Below are 13,702 nucleotides of genomic sequence, written 5' to 3'. Positions count from 1 at the left end.
GCACCTCGTTCATACCCTTACAGCGGCTCCGGAACGGCTTTGCACGGACGGCTTTTGCTCGGCCGCGGGCATGGAAGCCCTTTGGCCATCGCCATTCAGATGCCGGGCCTCGTCCTCGGCTGCGTCTTCAAGCTTGGCGACGAGCAGATCCTTGAGGTCGCCAACCTCTTCCTCGATGTCTTCGATGGGTACGCCGGCGTCGGCCGCCTCTTCCTCGCATTCCCTGGCGAGGATTTCCGCCTCTCTTTCAAGCCTGATCGGAGGCGGCGGCACATGAACGTTTTCGTGAATCCAGTCCTGCAAGAATTCTATCGCACTATCACTCATGGGGCTCACCTGTAGCGGCAAACTGTAGTGCCATTAACGTACGTGCTGCAAAATGGATGCTTGGCAACGCCGGATTTCGAGTAGCGATACTTGACAATAGCGTGATCGCCAAGGAGCTAGAGCTTTGCAGCCAGGGAAATCATTTGGCGTCGCAGAAATGCGGCTAACCAGACAGTTGGAGCGGGATGTAATTTGAAGGCATCCCGCCCTAAGACGCGTTGCGCCGTCGCGCCGGTGTTGCGCGATTCGGGTCGCCGGACGGCCGAACATCGTCATCTGCGGCAGATCGTGTCGGCCGCTCAGCGACACGGTCGGCGCGCATTTTGCGTTTATGCGCCATCCAGAATGGCAAGAGCTCGGCAAGAAAACTGTATATCGTGGTCTTCATCGGCATGCTCCGGACAACGGTTACAACTCGTCATCCCGGAGTTCCGTTCCAGCAAAGAGTTGCGTTCCGGCAAATCCGTCGCCTCTACAATTGCGATTCGATAGGCAGGCATCCAACCAGCGCTGCAACGATGCGCCGATAGAGACTGGCCTCGGGTTCATGCGAGTATTGCCGCATCTCGCCATCCGCCATGCCGAGCCACCGCAAGGCGCCTTTGTCCAAGACCAACTGGTAGCTCGTCTGCGCCGACTTTTCGCGCTCGAACCGCCGGCGCAACTCCATCACCAGATTGGTATCATGGAAAAGCACGCCCATTTCCGCATTCAACGACACCGAACGCGGATCGAAATTGAAGGAACCGACAAACCCCAACGTGTCGTCGACCGTGAAGGCCTTGGTGTGGAGGCTGGCTCCCTTTGAGCCGAAAACGGAGATGTTGGCCTGGCGGTCGAATGGCTGCAATTCGAAAAGCTGGATACCCTTTTTAAGCAGCTTGCGGCGGTATTTGGCATAGGCGCCGTGCACGGCGGCGACGTCCGTCGCGGCGAGCGAGTTGGTCAGGATTGCAACCTCGGCGCCACGGTTCACCAGCTTCGACAGGATGGCCAACCCGGTGCGGCTGGGGATGAAATAGGGCGAGACAATTTCGAGGCGCTGCCTGGTCGCCGCGATAGCGGGAAGCAGCTCCTTTGTCAGCCAGTTCCTGCGCCTCTTGCCGCGCACCTTTTCCGGCGGATCGGAAATGACGCGAACGCCTTTCGTCCAGCAGACGTCGCTGTGCGCTACAATGAACTCCGTGATCGTGCGCCAGGCACGCAGGCTGTTCAAAAGCTGGCCGTCCGCGGTCGCATCGAGATTGTCGAGGAAATCGGCGCGCGAGCCCGCCGTAGCCGGATTGAGCAGTTGGATCGGCTTTGCCGCCTCGCAATTCCAGAACGCCTCGAAGATCTGCATCGTCTGCCCTACGGCAGGACCGAGAAGCAACAGGTCGAGATCACGAAAATTCGTCTCCGCAGCGTCGAAATAGGCATCGCCGATGTTTCTTCCTCCGACGATGGCCAGGCTCTCGTCGGCGATCCAGGCCTTGTTGTGCATGCGGCGGGTCATCGCAAACAGCCGGGCGACCATCTCCAGCGAGCGAAAGATGCTGCCGTTCCTCATGCCGCTGGGGTTGAATAGCCTCAGCTCGATGTTCTTGTAGCTGTTGAGCGCCAGGTAAGCGGCGTCGCTGTTGCGCGGATTGATATCGTCCAGCAGCAGGCGGACGCGGACACCGCGCTCCGCCGCCTTGACGACCTCCTGCATAAGCAGCCGGCCGCTATGGTCGTCGTGCCAGAGATAGTACATCAGGTCGAGGCTGCTGGTAGCACTGCGCGCGGCAAGGATTCGCGCGGCAAACGCGTCATAATTGTCGGCGATCAGCAGCAGTCCGCTATTACCGGCCGCGATCTTGTCCTGGGCAAACCGCGAAATGGCTGTATCCATGAAATGCACCGGCGAACGTCAGCGAAGCAAACGATCTGAAAATCTGACTAACAACCCTTCAGGTTCATTCTGGTTGCAGTCGCGGCTGCCTTATCGCGTCCAGGTTCAGGCGGGCCTTGATGGGCAGATGGTCGGAGGCGCGCTGCGCCAGCGGCGTCTTGTGCACCTCGATGCTGGAAATGAGGTGCGGCGGCCTGGCCAGGATGCGGTCGAGCGCAAACAGCGGAAAGCGCGACGGAAAGCTCGGCAGAACCGCATCGATCGGACCGAAATGCGGCAGCAGGGCCAGCAGCGAAGACCTGTTGCGGACGCGCCACTCGTTGAGATCGCCGAGCAAGATTGTCGGCCGCAGAACCGGGTGCGTGGCTTCGACAAGCGCGTTGGCTTGCTGCGAGCGCGAGCGCCGCAGCAAGCCGAAATGCGCGGCTATGATCCTGAGCGAGACGCCCTTCAGCTCCAGGTCCGCGATAACCGCGCCGCGCGGCTCGAGGCCGGGCAGCCGGATCTGGTTCACGCTTTCGACCACGCCGCGTCGCGCCAGGATCAGATTTCCATGCCAGCCATGGCTGCGGCGGTTTTCCGGGACATGTGTGGGGACGAGATCGCTGTCGCGCTCGAGTGCTGCGAGATCCAGCAATCCCTGCCTGCTTCCGGTCCTTTCGTCGGCCTCCTGCAAAGCAATGATATCGGCATCGAGCTCCTTGACCACGGCCGCGACCCGCTCCGGATCGAACCTGCCGTCGGTGCCGACGCATTTATGCACATTGTAGGATGCGACCGTGGTGCATGAAATTTCACTGCCGGGTGCCGTAAACCGCGGCACTTCCCTTCGCAGCGCAGCGCCAAGCGACCTTGGGAGGGTAGGCGATCGATCCAGCATGTGGTCCATTTGCGGTTGAGTCGGCGAGTGGCGGCCATTGCGATTATGGCGCGTGCGGAGGTCTGAAACAACGACGACCTTGCAAAACCGTTCCACCACCGGCCTCGGCGCGCCCGCGGTCTGGAACTCAGACGGGCAACAACACGTTTCGGGAAGGCAGCGCAGTCAACGGAGAAGTCGAATGCAGTCCTTAGCCGCAGATTCCGCCCCCCGCCCCGGCCCGCTCAGGATTGTCCCGTTCGATGGAACTGTGACCGTTCGGTTCTCCGATGCCATTATTGCGTCGAGCGAGCGGGCAAAGGTGCTCTATGAAGACGGCCATGATCCTGTTTTCTACATACCCTTCGAGGACATCTATTTCGACCTCTTGGAGAAGACGAACACGACGAGCCACGGCCCGCTGAAGGGCACGGCAAGCTATTGGCGTGTTCATGCGGTCGGTTCGTCGGCAGAAGACTTCATGTGGGCCTACGAGACGCCCGACACCCCGGCATTGGCGATCGCCCGCCATGGTGCGTTCGATCCCGGCAGGGCGCGGATCGACGCCGATCCCGCGGAAGACAAGCGGCACACGCCGCACGTCACCGAGTAGACCCACATCGGCGACAGCCGTCAGCTGTCCGTCAGCTCGCGAACTCTTCCCTGAGAATGCGTAGGCCGTCTTCGTATTTCGCTGTCGAGGCACCGATCTGCCGTGCCTGCCATAGATTGTCGGCGAGATCGGCGCGCTTGACTGGCAACGCCAACGGATTGGCCGCGGCCCTGCGAACGAAAGCGGCATCACCCTCGTTCGGCAGCCGCGTCATGGCGTCGACGGCAGACACGATGGACGGCCCGAACCCGGCCGCCTCAAGCCGGTCGCGGTTCCAGCCGTCGCCTTTTTCGATGACGTCGTGAAGATAGGCGATGGCTTTCTGGTCGAGCGTTTCGACGGCATCGACGACCCGGCGGCAATGGTCGATATAAGGCCGCCCTGTCCTGTCCGTCTGCCCGGCATGAGCCTGTTCGGCGATTTTCGCTGCGCGATAAAGCACGCTCATTGGGTCGACCCCGTGGCGAACAAAGCATGTCCTGGCGCACCAACGCGCCATCGTCGGTGCGAGTTCCTACGCGCCGCGGGACCCTGCTGCCTCACTTGCGAGCGGCGGGCGCGACGCGTCAGGACACGCGTTCAAAACTGTCGAGGCTGGTTCCAAAGGCGCGCCAGGCGGGCAGTTTCCTGGCTCGGGCCGGGGCACCTTCCTTTTCCGCCGACAGAGCGGCATCCGCAACGGTGTGCCACAGCATCTCCAGCTTCCCATCCCTGAGAATGCCGGTATAGCTCACCGCTGCGGCTCCGACCCGCCCTTCGGCCGCGCAGGTGAAGCCGATGACATCTCCATGGCAGGCTCCGAACAGCGGCACCGTCATGCCGAAAAAGGCGCTGTCCTCCAGCGCCGTCCTGAAGGTTCCGCTGATCCGTCCGCCCTCTTCGCTGGTCAGTTCGAGCACCGACCCGTACTGGTTTTGCCAGATGCCCAGCCAACTCATCGCTGCTCCTCCTGGTTGCCTCCATGGGGATTGTGCTGCCACACGGTCGCCAAGCCGCGGCCGGTGTAGCGGCCTTCAATCAGCCGCGATGCCAGCCGTCGACATCTGCACGAAGCGCAGCGGCGCTTCCAACGTCCAGGCGACGCCGCGCCTGGCGAATTCCAGGCGGCCGGTGCCGCTGAGCGCCTGCGGCGTGACGCGTTTGAGCACAACCGTTCCGAAACCGCGTCGGGTGTTTTCATCCACCAATGGTCCGTCCAGCTCCCGCCAGACAAGGCGGAAGCCATGGCTGCCATCGGCGGCGGGCGTCACGGTCCATTCGACCTCGACCCGTCCGTCATGGCGCGACAGCGCTCCGTGCTTTACCGAATTGGTGGCCAGCTCGTGAAAGGCGATGCCGAGATATTGCACCGCGTTCGGCTGCAGCATGATCATCGGCCCGCTCATCGACAGCCGGGCCTGTGTCGCGAAGGCCTTGGTCTGGGCATGGATCAATTCGCCGATGGTCGCGCCACGCCATTCCGCATCGACCAGGAGGTCGTGCGATTCCGATAGCGCCATGATGCGTTCCCGGACCTGTGAAAGGAAGGCCTCTGGCGTACCCGCCAGCTTGCTGGTCTCGCGGATCATCGAGACGATCACCGAATACTGGTTTTTAACGCGATGGTTGACTTCGCGCATGAGTGTGCGGATGCGCCGTTCGCTTTCCTTGTGGGGGCTGATGTCGCGCGCGATCTTGGAGGCGCCGATGATACGCCCGATGCCGTCGCGTATCGGCGAGATGGTGAGCGAAACCGGAACCAAGGTGCCGTCCTTGCGCTGCCGAATAGTCTCGTATGAAGGAATCCGTTCGCCGGCGCGAATGCGGCTGATGATCATGGCTTCCTCATCCAGGTGGTCGGGCGGGATGAGGATCGTCACCGGGCGCCCGATCGCCTCGGCGGGCGTATAGCCGAACAGGCGTTGTGCCGCGTCGTTCCAGCTGGTGATAATGCCGTTCAGGTCTTTGGACACGATGGCGTCCATCGAGGATTCGACGATGGCGGCGAGCCTTATGCCGGCGTCGTCGGCCAGCGTCTGCACGCGCAGGTCGAGCAGGGTGTTGATGGCGCCGACAACCTCGCCGGCTTCATTGCGAAGCAGGACCGGATGCGCACTGAACGGGATGAGTTGGCCGTCCGGCCGCTCGGCGATGGCTCGGCCCCCACGAACGTCCCGCTCCTCGAGCAAGGCAACGGCCATTGGACACTCGTCATGCGCCATCGGTCGCCCGTCGAGGTGGCGAAGCTTCCATGACCCGCACCAGCGATCCTGGCCGATAACCGGACGATATCCCCAGAGATCGGCAGCGGCTTCGTTGAAGAAGGTGATGTAGCCTCGTTTGTCGGTAGTGTAGACGGCCACAGGCAACGCCTGCATCAGATCGGCGGAGGAAACTTGCGGGATCCCGCCAGTCCTTAGTTCAACGACGTCCACCAGTCCCCCGCTCCGCTTGGCTTGCCGACGGATTGCTACGTCATCTAAATGCGAGCGAGCGTTTTCGGTTCCGTTCGATCGGCTTTCGGACATTCAGGCTGATTTGCGTTTCGGGGCCGTTCTCGGCTTTTTGCTGGGAGCCTTGCCGCCTTCCTGCGCCAGGCTTTTGCGCAGAACATCGGCGAGATTGATGACGTTCGTCTTGGGCTCAGGTGCCGGCTTGGGCGGTTTCTTGCCCTTGCGCTTGGCCTCGATCATTGCAACCAGCGCCTTTTCATAAGTATCGTCGAACTTCGACGGGTCGAATTTGGCGGGCTTCTTGTCGATCAGCAATTGCGCGATTTCCAGCATCTCGGGATCGACCTTGCGAGCCTTCAGCCCTTCGAACACCGCGTCCGCCGCGACCACTTCATTGTGGTTGCGTAATTCCGTCATTACCATGCCCTTGCCCAGCGGCTGGATCAGCACCTCTCGGCCTCGCTGGTAGAGCACGACGCAGGAGCGGGCTGCTACCTTTTTCCTGGCCATGGCGTCCCGGATCACCGCGAAAGCCTCCGTGGAGGGCGCGTCGGCCGGAACGAGATAGTAGGGTTTTTCGAGGTAGCGTGCGTCGATTTCGGCGGCAGGCACGAACTCGCCGATTTCGAGCGTATGCTGCGATACCATTTTCAGTTTCTTGATTTCGTCCGGCTCAATGCGGATGAACTCGCCCTTTTCGACCTCATAGCCTTTTACCTGCTCCGCCGCCTCGACCGTGTCGCCGGTCTCCTCGTCTAGATAGGCGCTCTTGACCGGGAGACCGTCCTTGCGGTTCAGGATCCTGAAATGCACTTTCTCGGCCTCGCTGACGGCGCCGATGATCTTGACGCCACAGGAAACCGATCCGACTTTCATAAAGCCCTTCCAGGCAGCTCGCGGCGTCGCCATGTCGATCACTCATTTGCCGAACGGACGGAACGGCTGCGCGCGGAAATCGTTCCGCCATGGCAGGCTGTTCCATATGCCGGCCCGGACGTTCGTTTCATTTTCGTCAGGGGAATAGCGGAATGGCCCAACGCAGCGCAGGATTGCTCATCTTTCGCCGAAGGGAAGGACATCTCCAGGTCTTGCTGGTGCATCCCGGCGGACCATTCTGGGCGAAGAAGGACGACGGCGCATGGTCGATCCCGAAGGGCTTAGTCGACGAGAACGAGGACGAGCTGGCGGCAGCAAAACGCGAGGCCGAAGAGGAACTCGGTCTTGCCATTGACGGAGATTTCGAAAGCCTTGGCAGCTACAGGCAGCCGGGCGGCAAGCTCGTCATCGCATGGTGTGTCGAGGCGGATTTCGACAGCGACGCCATCAGCAGCAACACCTTCGTCATGGAATGGCCGCCAAGGTCCGGCTCGATGAAGGAATTTGCCGAAGTCGACAGAGCGGGTTGGTTCTCCCTGCCTGAAGCCAACGTCAAGATCCTGAAAGGCCAGCGCGCCATGCTGGCGGACTTTGCCGGTCGGCACGGCGCCGGATGAATTTGTTTCAGCCCAGTTCTTAGGGCAGTGCTCGGGCTTCCTTACCGCTCTGCTTTAAACGCGTTGCGGCCGCAGCGTGCGCAACGTGATCGAGTAGCGGTGCTCGGCAACCGGCGGGATGCTATGCTCCCATTCGCTGCGTGCGGCGCCCGTCATCAGATAGGCCGATCTTGGCTCGACGATGACCGTCTTGCGGTCCCATCGCGTGCCGTTTTTCCGCCGCAGGCGAAAGCTGCAGGCGGCCAGCAGGGAAACACCGGCGACGGCCTCGAAATGAGGCTTGTCGCGGTGCCAACCGATACCGGCGCCCGGCCGGTACTCATTGATCAGAACCTGCACGAAGGTCTCGGCGGGCAAGCGGGCAAAATCCGCAACCTTTTCCCTGAGCGGCAGCAGAAAGCCGGGTATCGGCGGCGCCTCGACGACTTCGCGCCGGTCGTAATCATAACGCAGCCCAAAACCGACCACCCGCCGGTTTGCGAGATGGCCGTGAAAGTCGAAGGCCTGAAAAGGCAGGGTTGCGAGCTGGCTTGCCAACGCTGCTTCTTCGTCCGGCGTGATCAGTTCGGGCCGGTAGCGGAATCCTTCCGGCAGGTCGGCGGCGGCGGCAAAGAGATCGCCCTGGCGGGCTGCAGCCGATGTCTTGGGCGATGGCATCAACCGTATTTGGTGAAGCCAGCCCGTAGCGGCAAGGCTGCTTCGGCAGCAAGGAACCTCGCTCTCCGTGCAGGGTTATTCCCACGACGGCATGGAATTGAGCACTGCCGAGCATTGGACCTGTCGAGGATGCCTTCAACTGCGATCAGAAACATCGATTACCAGCCGGCGACGAGGGTACTCTCCGTATGGTTCGTCCCGAGCGGAAACCGCTATGATTACGAGGACGTGCCGCCGCAGGTCCACGCGGCATTCCGCAAAGCCTCGTCAAAGGGCCGGTTCTTCAACGAGCACATTCGCGACCGGTACAAATACCATCTGGTCGAGCAGAGTCATTCGAGCTGAGCCTTCAGCCGCTTCCCACGATCTCGGCTCTCCCCCATGCTTGGCCGCGCGGTGGCAACGAGCGGACTTCGCAGTTGGCGAGCGACCTGATATTGATCATGGTCCCACCCGAAACATCGAAAGCTTGGAATGTCCGCCGAAGCCGAAACAGACCAGATCCAGCAATTGCTCGACACCCTCGATCTGGCGGGCGCCCTGGACAGTGACAGCTACAAGAGGTTTCTCGACCAGCTGCCGATTGCAATCGCAATTTCCGATTTGGGCGGCGATGAACGCGTTGTCTACGTCAATTCCGAGTTCCAGAAACTGTCAGGCGTTTCCGTCGCAGAGCTGGAGCGCCGCAACTGGGCTGCGCTGAACGGAGAAGGGTTGGGCGAATACGAGCATCGGCCGCTGGCCCGGGCCATCGTCGAGGATATCGATCGCGCGGGAACGTTCAGCATGCAACGTGCCGGCACAGAGCCCGCCATTGTCGATGTTTATTCGAACCTGATCGAGGACGAGCGCGGGCGACGGTCCTTTCGACTGGTCGCCCTTGTCGATGTTACCGCGCACAAGGCAAGTGACAGCGAAGCCTTCGAACAACGCATCCGGGAAAAGGACATGCTGCTGCGCGAATTGCAGCATCGGATGAAGAACAATCTCCAGATGATCACGGCTCTCATCAGGTTGGAGGCCCGCAGCGCGGCGTCACCCGATCAGAAGCGTTTCGAGCGTCTCGCCGGCCGCGTCGATGCGCTCGCAATTCTCTACCAGACGCTGTCGGTCGACGAACAGAAGGCCGAGGTGGACCTCGGCGTCTATCTCAGCCAGATCGCTTCCGCCGTGATGACGTCGCATGCCATGCAAGGCATCCGGCTGGACATGAAGGTCGACACTTATCCCGTGTCCATCAACGTGGCGATGCCAACGGGTCTGGTGGTCAATGAGCTTTTGACAAACGCGCTGAAGCACGCCTTTCCGGGCCGCGAAGGCGGGACAATCACGCTGCGCAGTGTTGTCGACGGCGACGGCTTTCTCATCGTTGTCGCCGATGACGGCATCGGCCTGCCCGAAGGCGAGACCTGGCCGAAACCCGGCAAGCTCGGAGCGTTGATCGCGCAATCGCTGACCGAGAACGCCAAAGCCCGGTTCGAGGTGGACTCGACCCCCGGCAAAGGAACGCGAGTGACCATCGTCTTCAACAGATCGGCCGCGCTCGCTTCGTAGCCGCACGAGCAGGGCTGCCGCAAGCGGGGTCATTCGAGGCCATCCGCATCAGCCGGGCCCCTCCATTACCTTGCGCGTGTGGCGGGCGATGACACCTTCTTCGTCGGTCGCCACGACGCGGACTTCGACCTTGCCCTCCGCCTGGCTCATCAGCGCGGCATGGGAGCTGTTGGCCGCCTCGTCGATCGCCACGCCGAGCCAGCCAAGCCTGTCGCAAATCGCTTTGCGGGCCGGGGCCGAGTGCTCGCCGATGCCGCCGGTGAACACCAGGCATTCGAACCCGCCCAGCGTGTTGGCGAGGGCGGCAATCTCCCTGGCGGCGCGGAAGGCGAAAAGCTCCACCGCTTCGCGCGCCCGGCGGTCGTCGCTGGCTTCCAGCGTGCGCATGTCGCCGGAAATGCCGGACACGCCGAGCAGGCCGGATTCCTCGTAGAGCATGTCTTGCAGCGCCTCTCCCGAAATCCCTCTTTCCAATAGCAGGTACAAAAGCACGCCCGGATCGATGGCGCCGCAGCGTGTGCCCATGACCAGGCCGTCAAGCGCCGAAAAGCCCATCGTCGTATCGACGCTTCGCCCGTCGCGCATGGCGCACAGGCTCGCCCCGTTGCCGAGATGGGCGACGATGGTTCTTTTCGCCGCCAGATCGGGCGATATCTGCTTGAGCCGGCCGGCGACATATTCGTAGGAAAGCCCGTGAAAGCCGTAGCGGTGGATGCCGTCTGCCTCATAGTGGCGCGGCAGCGCGAAACGGCTGACCAGAGGCTCGATGGTCCGATGGAAGGCCGTGTCGAAGCATCCGACCTGCGGCAGGTCGGGCCGCAACGCGGCAAGCGCCCGGATCGGCGCGAGGCTGCGCGGCTGGTGCAGTGGCGCAAGCGGCGTCAGCCTGTCGAGTGCCTCGATAATTGTCGGCATCAGGCGGACAGGTTCGACGAACTCGCGTCCGCCATGGACGATGCGATGTCCGGCGGCGATCAGTTTCCTTCCGCCAAGTTCGTTCTCGATCCATTGCAGCATCTGGCCGATGCCCATGTCGCGTGATGCGTCTGCGGCAAGTGGCCGATCGCACTGCAGCTCCCCATCGGCGGCTTTCGCGGTCAGCCTTGGCGCATCGCCCAGATCCAGTGAACCGCGCGAGGCAAGATCCAGCTCGGCGGACGCTGCAAGATCGTAAAGTCGGAACTTGATGCTCGACGAGCCGGCATTCAACGCAAGGATCGATCGTCGCATCAATCGCCGGCCCTCGTCGCGCTGTCCTGTGGCCAGGACCATTTCTGGATCTCGGGCATGTCCTCGCCATGTTCGCGGACATAGGCCGTGTGCTCAGCCAATTTCCCATGCAGCGCCGCGGCAAGATCCTTCGCCCGCTCGGCCAGCCCCGGCACGCGCGCGATCGCGGCGAGCGCCAGATGATAGCGGTCGAGCTGGTTGAGCACCACCATATCGAACGGCGTCGTCGTCGTGCCTTCCTCGCGAAAGCCATGCACATGCATGTTGTCGTGGTTGGCGCGCCGGTAGGTCAGGCGGTGAATGAGATAGGGGTAGCCGTGATAGGCGAAGATGACCGGCTTGGCCTTGGTGAACAGCGCGTCGAATCTGTCGTCGGCAAAGCCATGCGGATGCTCGGAATTCGACTGCAAAATCATCAGGTCGACGACATTGACGACGCGGATCTGCAGGTCCGGAATGCCTGAGCGCAGGATGTCGGCTGCGGCAAGCGTCTCCAGCGTCGGCACGTCGCCGGCGCAAGCGAGAACCACATCCGGATCTTCGCCCTTGGCAACCGTCCCGGCCCATTCCCAGATGCCGGCACCGGCCTTGCAGTGCGCTTCCGCGTCTTCGGCGGACAGCCATTGCGGCGCCGGCTGCTTGCCGGCGACGATGACGTTGATGCGGTTGTAGGTTTTCAGGCAATGGTCGGTAATCCACAGCAGCGTGTTGGCGTCGGGCGGGAAATAGAGCCTGACCGTGTCGGCCTTCTTGTTGGCGACGAAATCGGCAAAGCCCGGGTCCTGATGGCTGAAACCATTGTGATCCTGCCGCCAGACATGCGAGGTCAGCAGGTAGTTGAGCGAGGCGACCGGCTTGCGCCAGGCAAGTTCGCCGGAGGTCTTCAGCCATTTGGCGTGCTGGTTGACCATGGAATCGACAATGTGGACGAACGCCTCGTAGCACGAGAACAGGCCATGGCGGCCGGTCAGCAGATAGCCCTCCAGCCAGCCTTGGCAAAGATGTTCACTGAGCACTTCCATGACGCGGCCGTCACGGGAAAGATGGACGTCGTAGGGCTCGATCCGCTCCATCCAGACGCGGTCCGTAACCTCGAACACGTCGTCGAGGCGGTTGGAGGATGTCTCGTCCGGTCCCATCAGCCGGAAATTCCTGGCCTCGGCGTTCAAGCGGACCACGTCGCGAAGATAGCTTCCGACCGTGCGCGTCGCCTCTCCCACAGTGCCGCCCGGACGCGGTACGTCGAGCGCCAGGCCTTTCCAGTCGGGAAGCACGAGGTCCTGTTTCAGCAGGCCGCCATTGGCGTAGGGGATTGCGCCCATGCGTCGTGACCCCGTAGGTGCCAGCGCCGCGATCTCCGCCAGGAGATGGCCGCCTTTATCGAACAGTTTTTCCGGGTCGTAACTGCGCATCCAGTCTTCGAGGATCTGGCGGTGCGCCGCATCGCCGCGTGCGTTCGATACCGGTACCTGGTGCGAACGCCAGAAATCCTCGACCTTCTTACCGTCGACCTCTTTCGGCCCAGTCCAGCCCTTTGGGCTGCGCAGCACGATCATCGGCCACAGCGGCCGCTCTCCCTTCCAGCCCGCGGCTCGTGCAGGCTCCTGGATGGAGTGGATCCGGTCGAGCACGGTATCGAGCGTGCGGGCCATCTCCCGATGCATCGCAGCAGGTTCATGACCTTGGACGAAGAAGGTTTCGTAGCCATAGCCGAGGAACAGGCTGCGCAACGCCTCGTCTTCCATGCGGCCGAGGATCGTCGGGCTGGCGATCTTGTAGCCATTGAGATGCAGGATCGGCAGGACGGCGCCGTCGGATGCCGGGTTCAGGAACTTGTTGGAATGCCAGGCCGCGGCGAGCGGACCGGTCTCGGCTTCGCCGTCGCCGACGACGCAGGCGACCACAAGGTTCGGATTGTCGAAGGCGGCGCCGAAGGCATGGACCAGTGCATAACCGAGCTCTCCGCCTTCGTGGATCGAGCCGGGCGTCTCCGGAGCCGCGTGGCTCGGCACTCCGCCGGGAAACGAGAACTGCCGGAACAGCTTTCGCAAGCCGTCTTCGTCCTTGCCGACCTCGGGATAGATCTCGCTGTAGGTCCCCTCGAGCCAGGTGTTCGCGACCATTGCCGGGCCGCCGTGACCCGGACCGCAGATGAACAGAACATCGAGACCACGTTCACGGATGATCCGGTTCAGATGCACATAGATGAAATTGAGGCCGGGTGTCGTGCCCCAATGGCCGAGCAGCCGCGGCTTGATGTGCTCGGGCAGCAAAGGCTCGCGCAAGAGCGGATTGTCGAGCAGATAGATCTGGCCAACCGAAATGTAGTTCGCGGCGCGCCAGTAGCGGTCCATCACATCGATCTGGTCAAGGCCGGTTGTTTGCGCAGTGGTGCGGGCCTCGTCGTTCATGGAAATGCCTCCGGAATACCCTCGTCCGTCGTTATCTGGGGTGGCGTCGCGCCGGAGAAAGGATTTGCCTCGAAATAAGTTTGGGCGGCCGCCAGCGCCGCTTGCCGATCCTGCAACCTGGCGAGCCCGACAAAAGCGGGTTGGTCTTTGGGGAACCTCGGGGCTTGCCAACGGTTAGGAAGGTGCACCGCATTGTATGAATCCAGGCGGACTGCCGAGGCCTTGGGACATGGACCGGCCAAAGTGCCGTTTG

14 protein-coding genes are annotated in these 13,702 nt (G+C 62.1%); 4 read left to right on the top strand and 10 right to left on the bottom strand.

The window, feature by feature from the left end:
• Positions 1 to 9 precede the first annotated feature (9 nt).
• The 3 genes from NKH37_RS10480 to NKH37_RS10470 all read right to left on the bottom strand — a co-directional run bounded on the left by NKH37_RS10480 (position 10) and on the right by NKH37_RS10470 (position 3,080).
• A complete protein-coding gene (locus tag NKH37_RS10480; RefSeq protein ID WP_023720522.1) occupies positions 10 to 327 on the bottom strand; it encodes a DUF768 domain-containing protein in 318 nt (105 codons plus the stop codon).
• A 472-nt stretch (positions 328 to 799) separates the two neighbouring features.
• Positions 800 to 2,200, bottom strand: coding sequence for a phospholipase D family protein (locus NKH37_RS10475; RefSeq protein ID WP_353040987.1), 1,401 nt, complete (start codon positions 2,198 to 2,200; stop codon positions 800 to 802).
• 64 nt (positions 2,201 to 2,264) lie between these two features.
• The gene (locus NKH37_RS10470; RefSeq protein ID WP_023720520.1) at positions 2,265 to 3,080 is read right to left on the bottom strand and encodes an endonuclease/exonuclease/phosphatase family protein; all 816 of its coding nucleotides are present in this window, start codon (positions 3,078 to 3,080) and stop codon (positions 2,265 to 2,267) included.
• Positions 3,081 to 3,261: 181 nt separating this feature from the next.
• On the opposite strand from NKH37_RS10470, the gene NKH37_RS10465 reads away from it, so the two are divergent.
• A complete protein-coding gene (locus NKH37_RS10465; RefSeq protein WP_352473066.1) occupies positions 3,262 to 3,672 on the top strand; it encodes a DUF427 domain-containing protein in 411 nt (136 codons plus the stop codon).
• A gap of 31 nt (positions 3,673 to 3,703) precedes the next feature.
• On the opposite strand, the gene NKH37_RS10460 is transcribed toward NKH37_RS10465, so the two are convergent.
• The 4 genes from NKH37_RS10460 to ku all read right to left on the bottom strand — a co-directional run bounded on the left by NKH37_RS10460 (position 3,704) and on the right by ku (position 7,013).
• A complete protein-coding gene (locus NKH37_RS10460) occupies positions 3,704 to 4,120 on the bottom strand; it encodes an HD domain-containing protein (protein ID WP_353005761.1) in 417 nt (138 codons plus the stop codon).
• 118 nt (positions 4,121 to 4,238) lie between these two features.
• Positions 4,239 to 4,610 carry an avidin/streptavidin family protein gene (locus NKH37_RS10455; RefSeq protein WP_353005762.1) on the bottom strand — a complete coding sequence of 124 codons (372 nt, stop codon included), beginning with the start codon at positions 4,608 to 4,610 and terminating at the stop codon, positions 4,239 to 4,241.
• Between the two features lie 75 nt (positions 4,611 to 4,685).
• Positions 4,686 to 6,086: a PAS domain-containing HWE histidine kinase family protein gene (locus NKH37_RS10450; protein WP_353005763.1), complete on the bottom strand. Its 1,401-nt coding sequence runs from the start codon at positions 6,084 to 6,086 to the stop codon at positions 4,686 to 4,688.
• A gap of 93 nt (positions 6,087 to 6,179) precedes the next feature.
• Complete coding sequence (ku, locus tag NKH37_RS10445) at positions 6,180 to 7,013, bottom strand: non-homologous end joining protein Ku (RefSeq protein WP_353005764.1); 834 nt, start codon at positions 7,011 to 7,013, stop codon at positions 6,180 to 6,182.
• A 119-nt stretch (positions 7,014 to 7,132) separates the two neighbouring features.
• Between ku and NKH37_RS10440 the strand changes: the two genes are divergently transcribed.
• The gene (locus NKH37_RS10440; protein ID WP_353005765.1) at positions 7,133 to 7,597 is read left to right on the top strand and encodes an NUDIX hydrolase; all 465 of its coding nucleotides are present in this window, start codon (positions 7,133 to 7,135) and stop codon (positions 7,595 to 7,597) included.
• Between the two features lie 54 nt (positions 7,598 to 7,651).
• Here NKH37_RS10440 and NKH37_RS10435 read toward each other — a convergent pair whose 3' ends face one another.
• A complete protein-coding gene (locus NKH37_RS10435) occupies positions 7,652 to 8,254 on the bottom strand; it encodes an alpha-ketoglutarate-dependent dioxygenase AlkB (RefSeq protein WP_353005766.1) in 603 nt (200 codons plus the stop codon).
• A 129-nt stretch (positions 8,255 to 8,383) separates the two neighbouring features.
• On the opposite strand from NKH37_RS10435, the gene NKH37_RS10430 reads away from it, so the two are divergent.
• Both NKH37_RS10430 and NKH37_RS10425 read left to right on the top strand, forming a co-directional pair.
• On the top strand, positions 8,384 to 8,599 hold the full coding sequence (locus NKH37_RS10430; RefSeq protein WP_352476940.1) for a KTSC domain-containing protein: 216 nt from the start codon (positions 8,384 to 8,386) through the stop codon (positions 8,597 to 8,599).
• Positions 8,600 to 8,728: 129 nt separating this feature from the next.
• The gene (locus NKH37_RS10425; RefSeq protein ID WP_353005767.1) at positions 8,729 to 9,808 is read left to right on the top strand and encodes a sensor histidine kinase; all 1,080 of its coding nucleotides are present in this window, start codon (positions 8,729 to 8,731) and stop codon (positions 9,806 to 9,808) included.
• A gap of 48 nt (positions 9,809 to 9,856) precedes the next feature.
• On the opposite strand, the gene NKH37_RS10420 is transcribed toward NKH37_RS10425, so the two are convergent.
• Both NKH37_RS10420 and NKH37_RS10415 read right to left on the bottom strand, forming a co-directional pair.
• The gene (locus NKH37_RS10420; protein ID WP_353040985.1) at positions 9,857 to 11,038 is read right to left on the bottom strand and encodes an acetate/propionate family kinase; all 1,182 of its coding nucleotides are present in this window, start codon (positions 11,036 to 11,038) and stop codon (positions 9,857 to 9,859) included.
• Positions 11,038 to 13,449 carry a phosphoketolase family protein gene (locus NKH37_RS10415; protein ID WP_353040983.1) on the bottom strand — a complete coding sequence of 804 codons (2,412 nt, stop codon included), beginning with the start codon at positions 13,447 to 13,449 and terminating at the stop codon, positions 11,038 to 11,040. Before NKH37_RS10415 ends, NKH37_RS10420 begins: the two co-directional genes overlap by 1 nt.
• Positions 13,450 to 13,702 lie beyond the last annotated feature (253 nt).

Source organism: Mesorhizobium sp. M1217, from assembly GCF_040318275.1.
Classification (GTDB): domain Bacteria; phylum Pseudomonadota; class Alphaproteobacteria; order Rhizobiales; family Rhizobiaceae; genus Mesorhizobium.
The sequence above is the reverse complement of the archived record's forward strand: the minus strand, read 5'-3'. Positions and strand labels throughout refer to the sequence as shown.

What these genes read in the sequence shown, in the direction of transcription:
- NKH37_RS10425 (WP_353005767.1), top strand. Translation starts at nt 8,729, where the DNA reads ATGTCCGCCGAAGCCGAAACAGACCAGATCCAGCAATTGCTCGACACC.
- NKH37_RS10470 (WP_023720520.1), bottom strand. Translation starts at nt 3,080, where the DNA reads ATGCTGGATCGATCGCCTACCCTCCCAAGGTCGCTTGGCGCTGCGCTG.
- NKH37_RS10415 (WP_353040983.1), bottom strand. Translation starts at nt 13,449, where the DNA reads ATGAACGACGAGGCCCGCACCACTGCGCAAACAACCGGCCTTGACCAG.
- NKH37_RS10460 (WP_353005761.1), bottom strand. Translation starts at nt 4,120, where the DNA reads ATGAGCGTGCTTTATCGCGCAGCGAAAATCGCCGAACAGGCTCATGCC.
- NKH37_RS10440 (WP_353005765.1), top strand. Translation starts at nt 7,133, where the DNA reads ATGGCCCAACGCAGCGCAGGATTGCTCATCTTTCGCCGAAGGGAAGGA.
- NKH37_RS10475 (WP_353040987.1), bottom strand. Translation starts at nt 2,200, where the DNA reads ATGGATACAGCCATTTCGCGGTTTGCCCAGGACAAGATCGCGGCCGGT.
- NKH37_RS10455 (WP_353005762.1), bottom strand. Translation starts at nt 4,610, where the DNA reads ATGAGTTGGCTGGGCATCTGGCAAAACCAGTACGGGTCGGTGCTCGAA.
- NKH37_RS10480 (WP_023720522.1), bottom strand. Translation starts at nt 327, where the DNA reads ATGAGTGATAGTGCGATAGAATTCTTGCAGGACTGGATTCACGAAAAC.
- NKH37_RS10420 (WP_353040985.1), bottom strand. Translation starts at nt 11,038, where the DNA reads ATGCGACGATCGATCCTTGCGTTGAATGCCGGCTCGTCGAGCATCAAG.
- NKH37_RS10435 (WP_353005766.1), bottom strand. Translation starts at nt 8,254, where the DNA reads ATGCCATCGCCCAAGACATCGGCTGCAGCCCGCCAGGGCGATCTCTTT.
- NKH37_RS10430 (WP_352476940.1), top strand. Translation starts at nt 8,384, where the DNA reads ATGCCTTCAACTGCGATCAGAAACATCGATTACCAGCCGGCGACGAGG.
- NKH37_RS10465 (WP_352473066.1), top strand. Translation starts at nt 3,262, where the DNA reads ATGCAGTCCTTAGCCGCAGATTCCGCCCCCCGCCCCGGCCCGCTCAGG.
- ku (WP_353005764.1), bottom strand. Translation starts at nt 7,013, where the DNA reads ATGGCGACGCCGCGAGCTGCCTGGAAGGGCTTTATGAAAGTCGGATCG.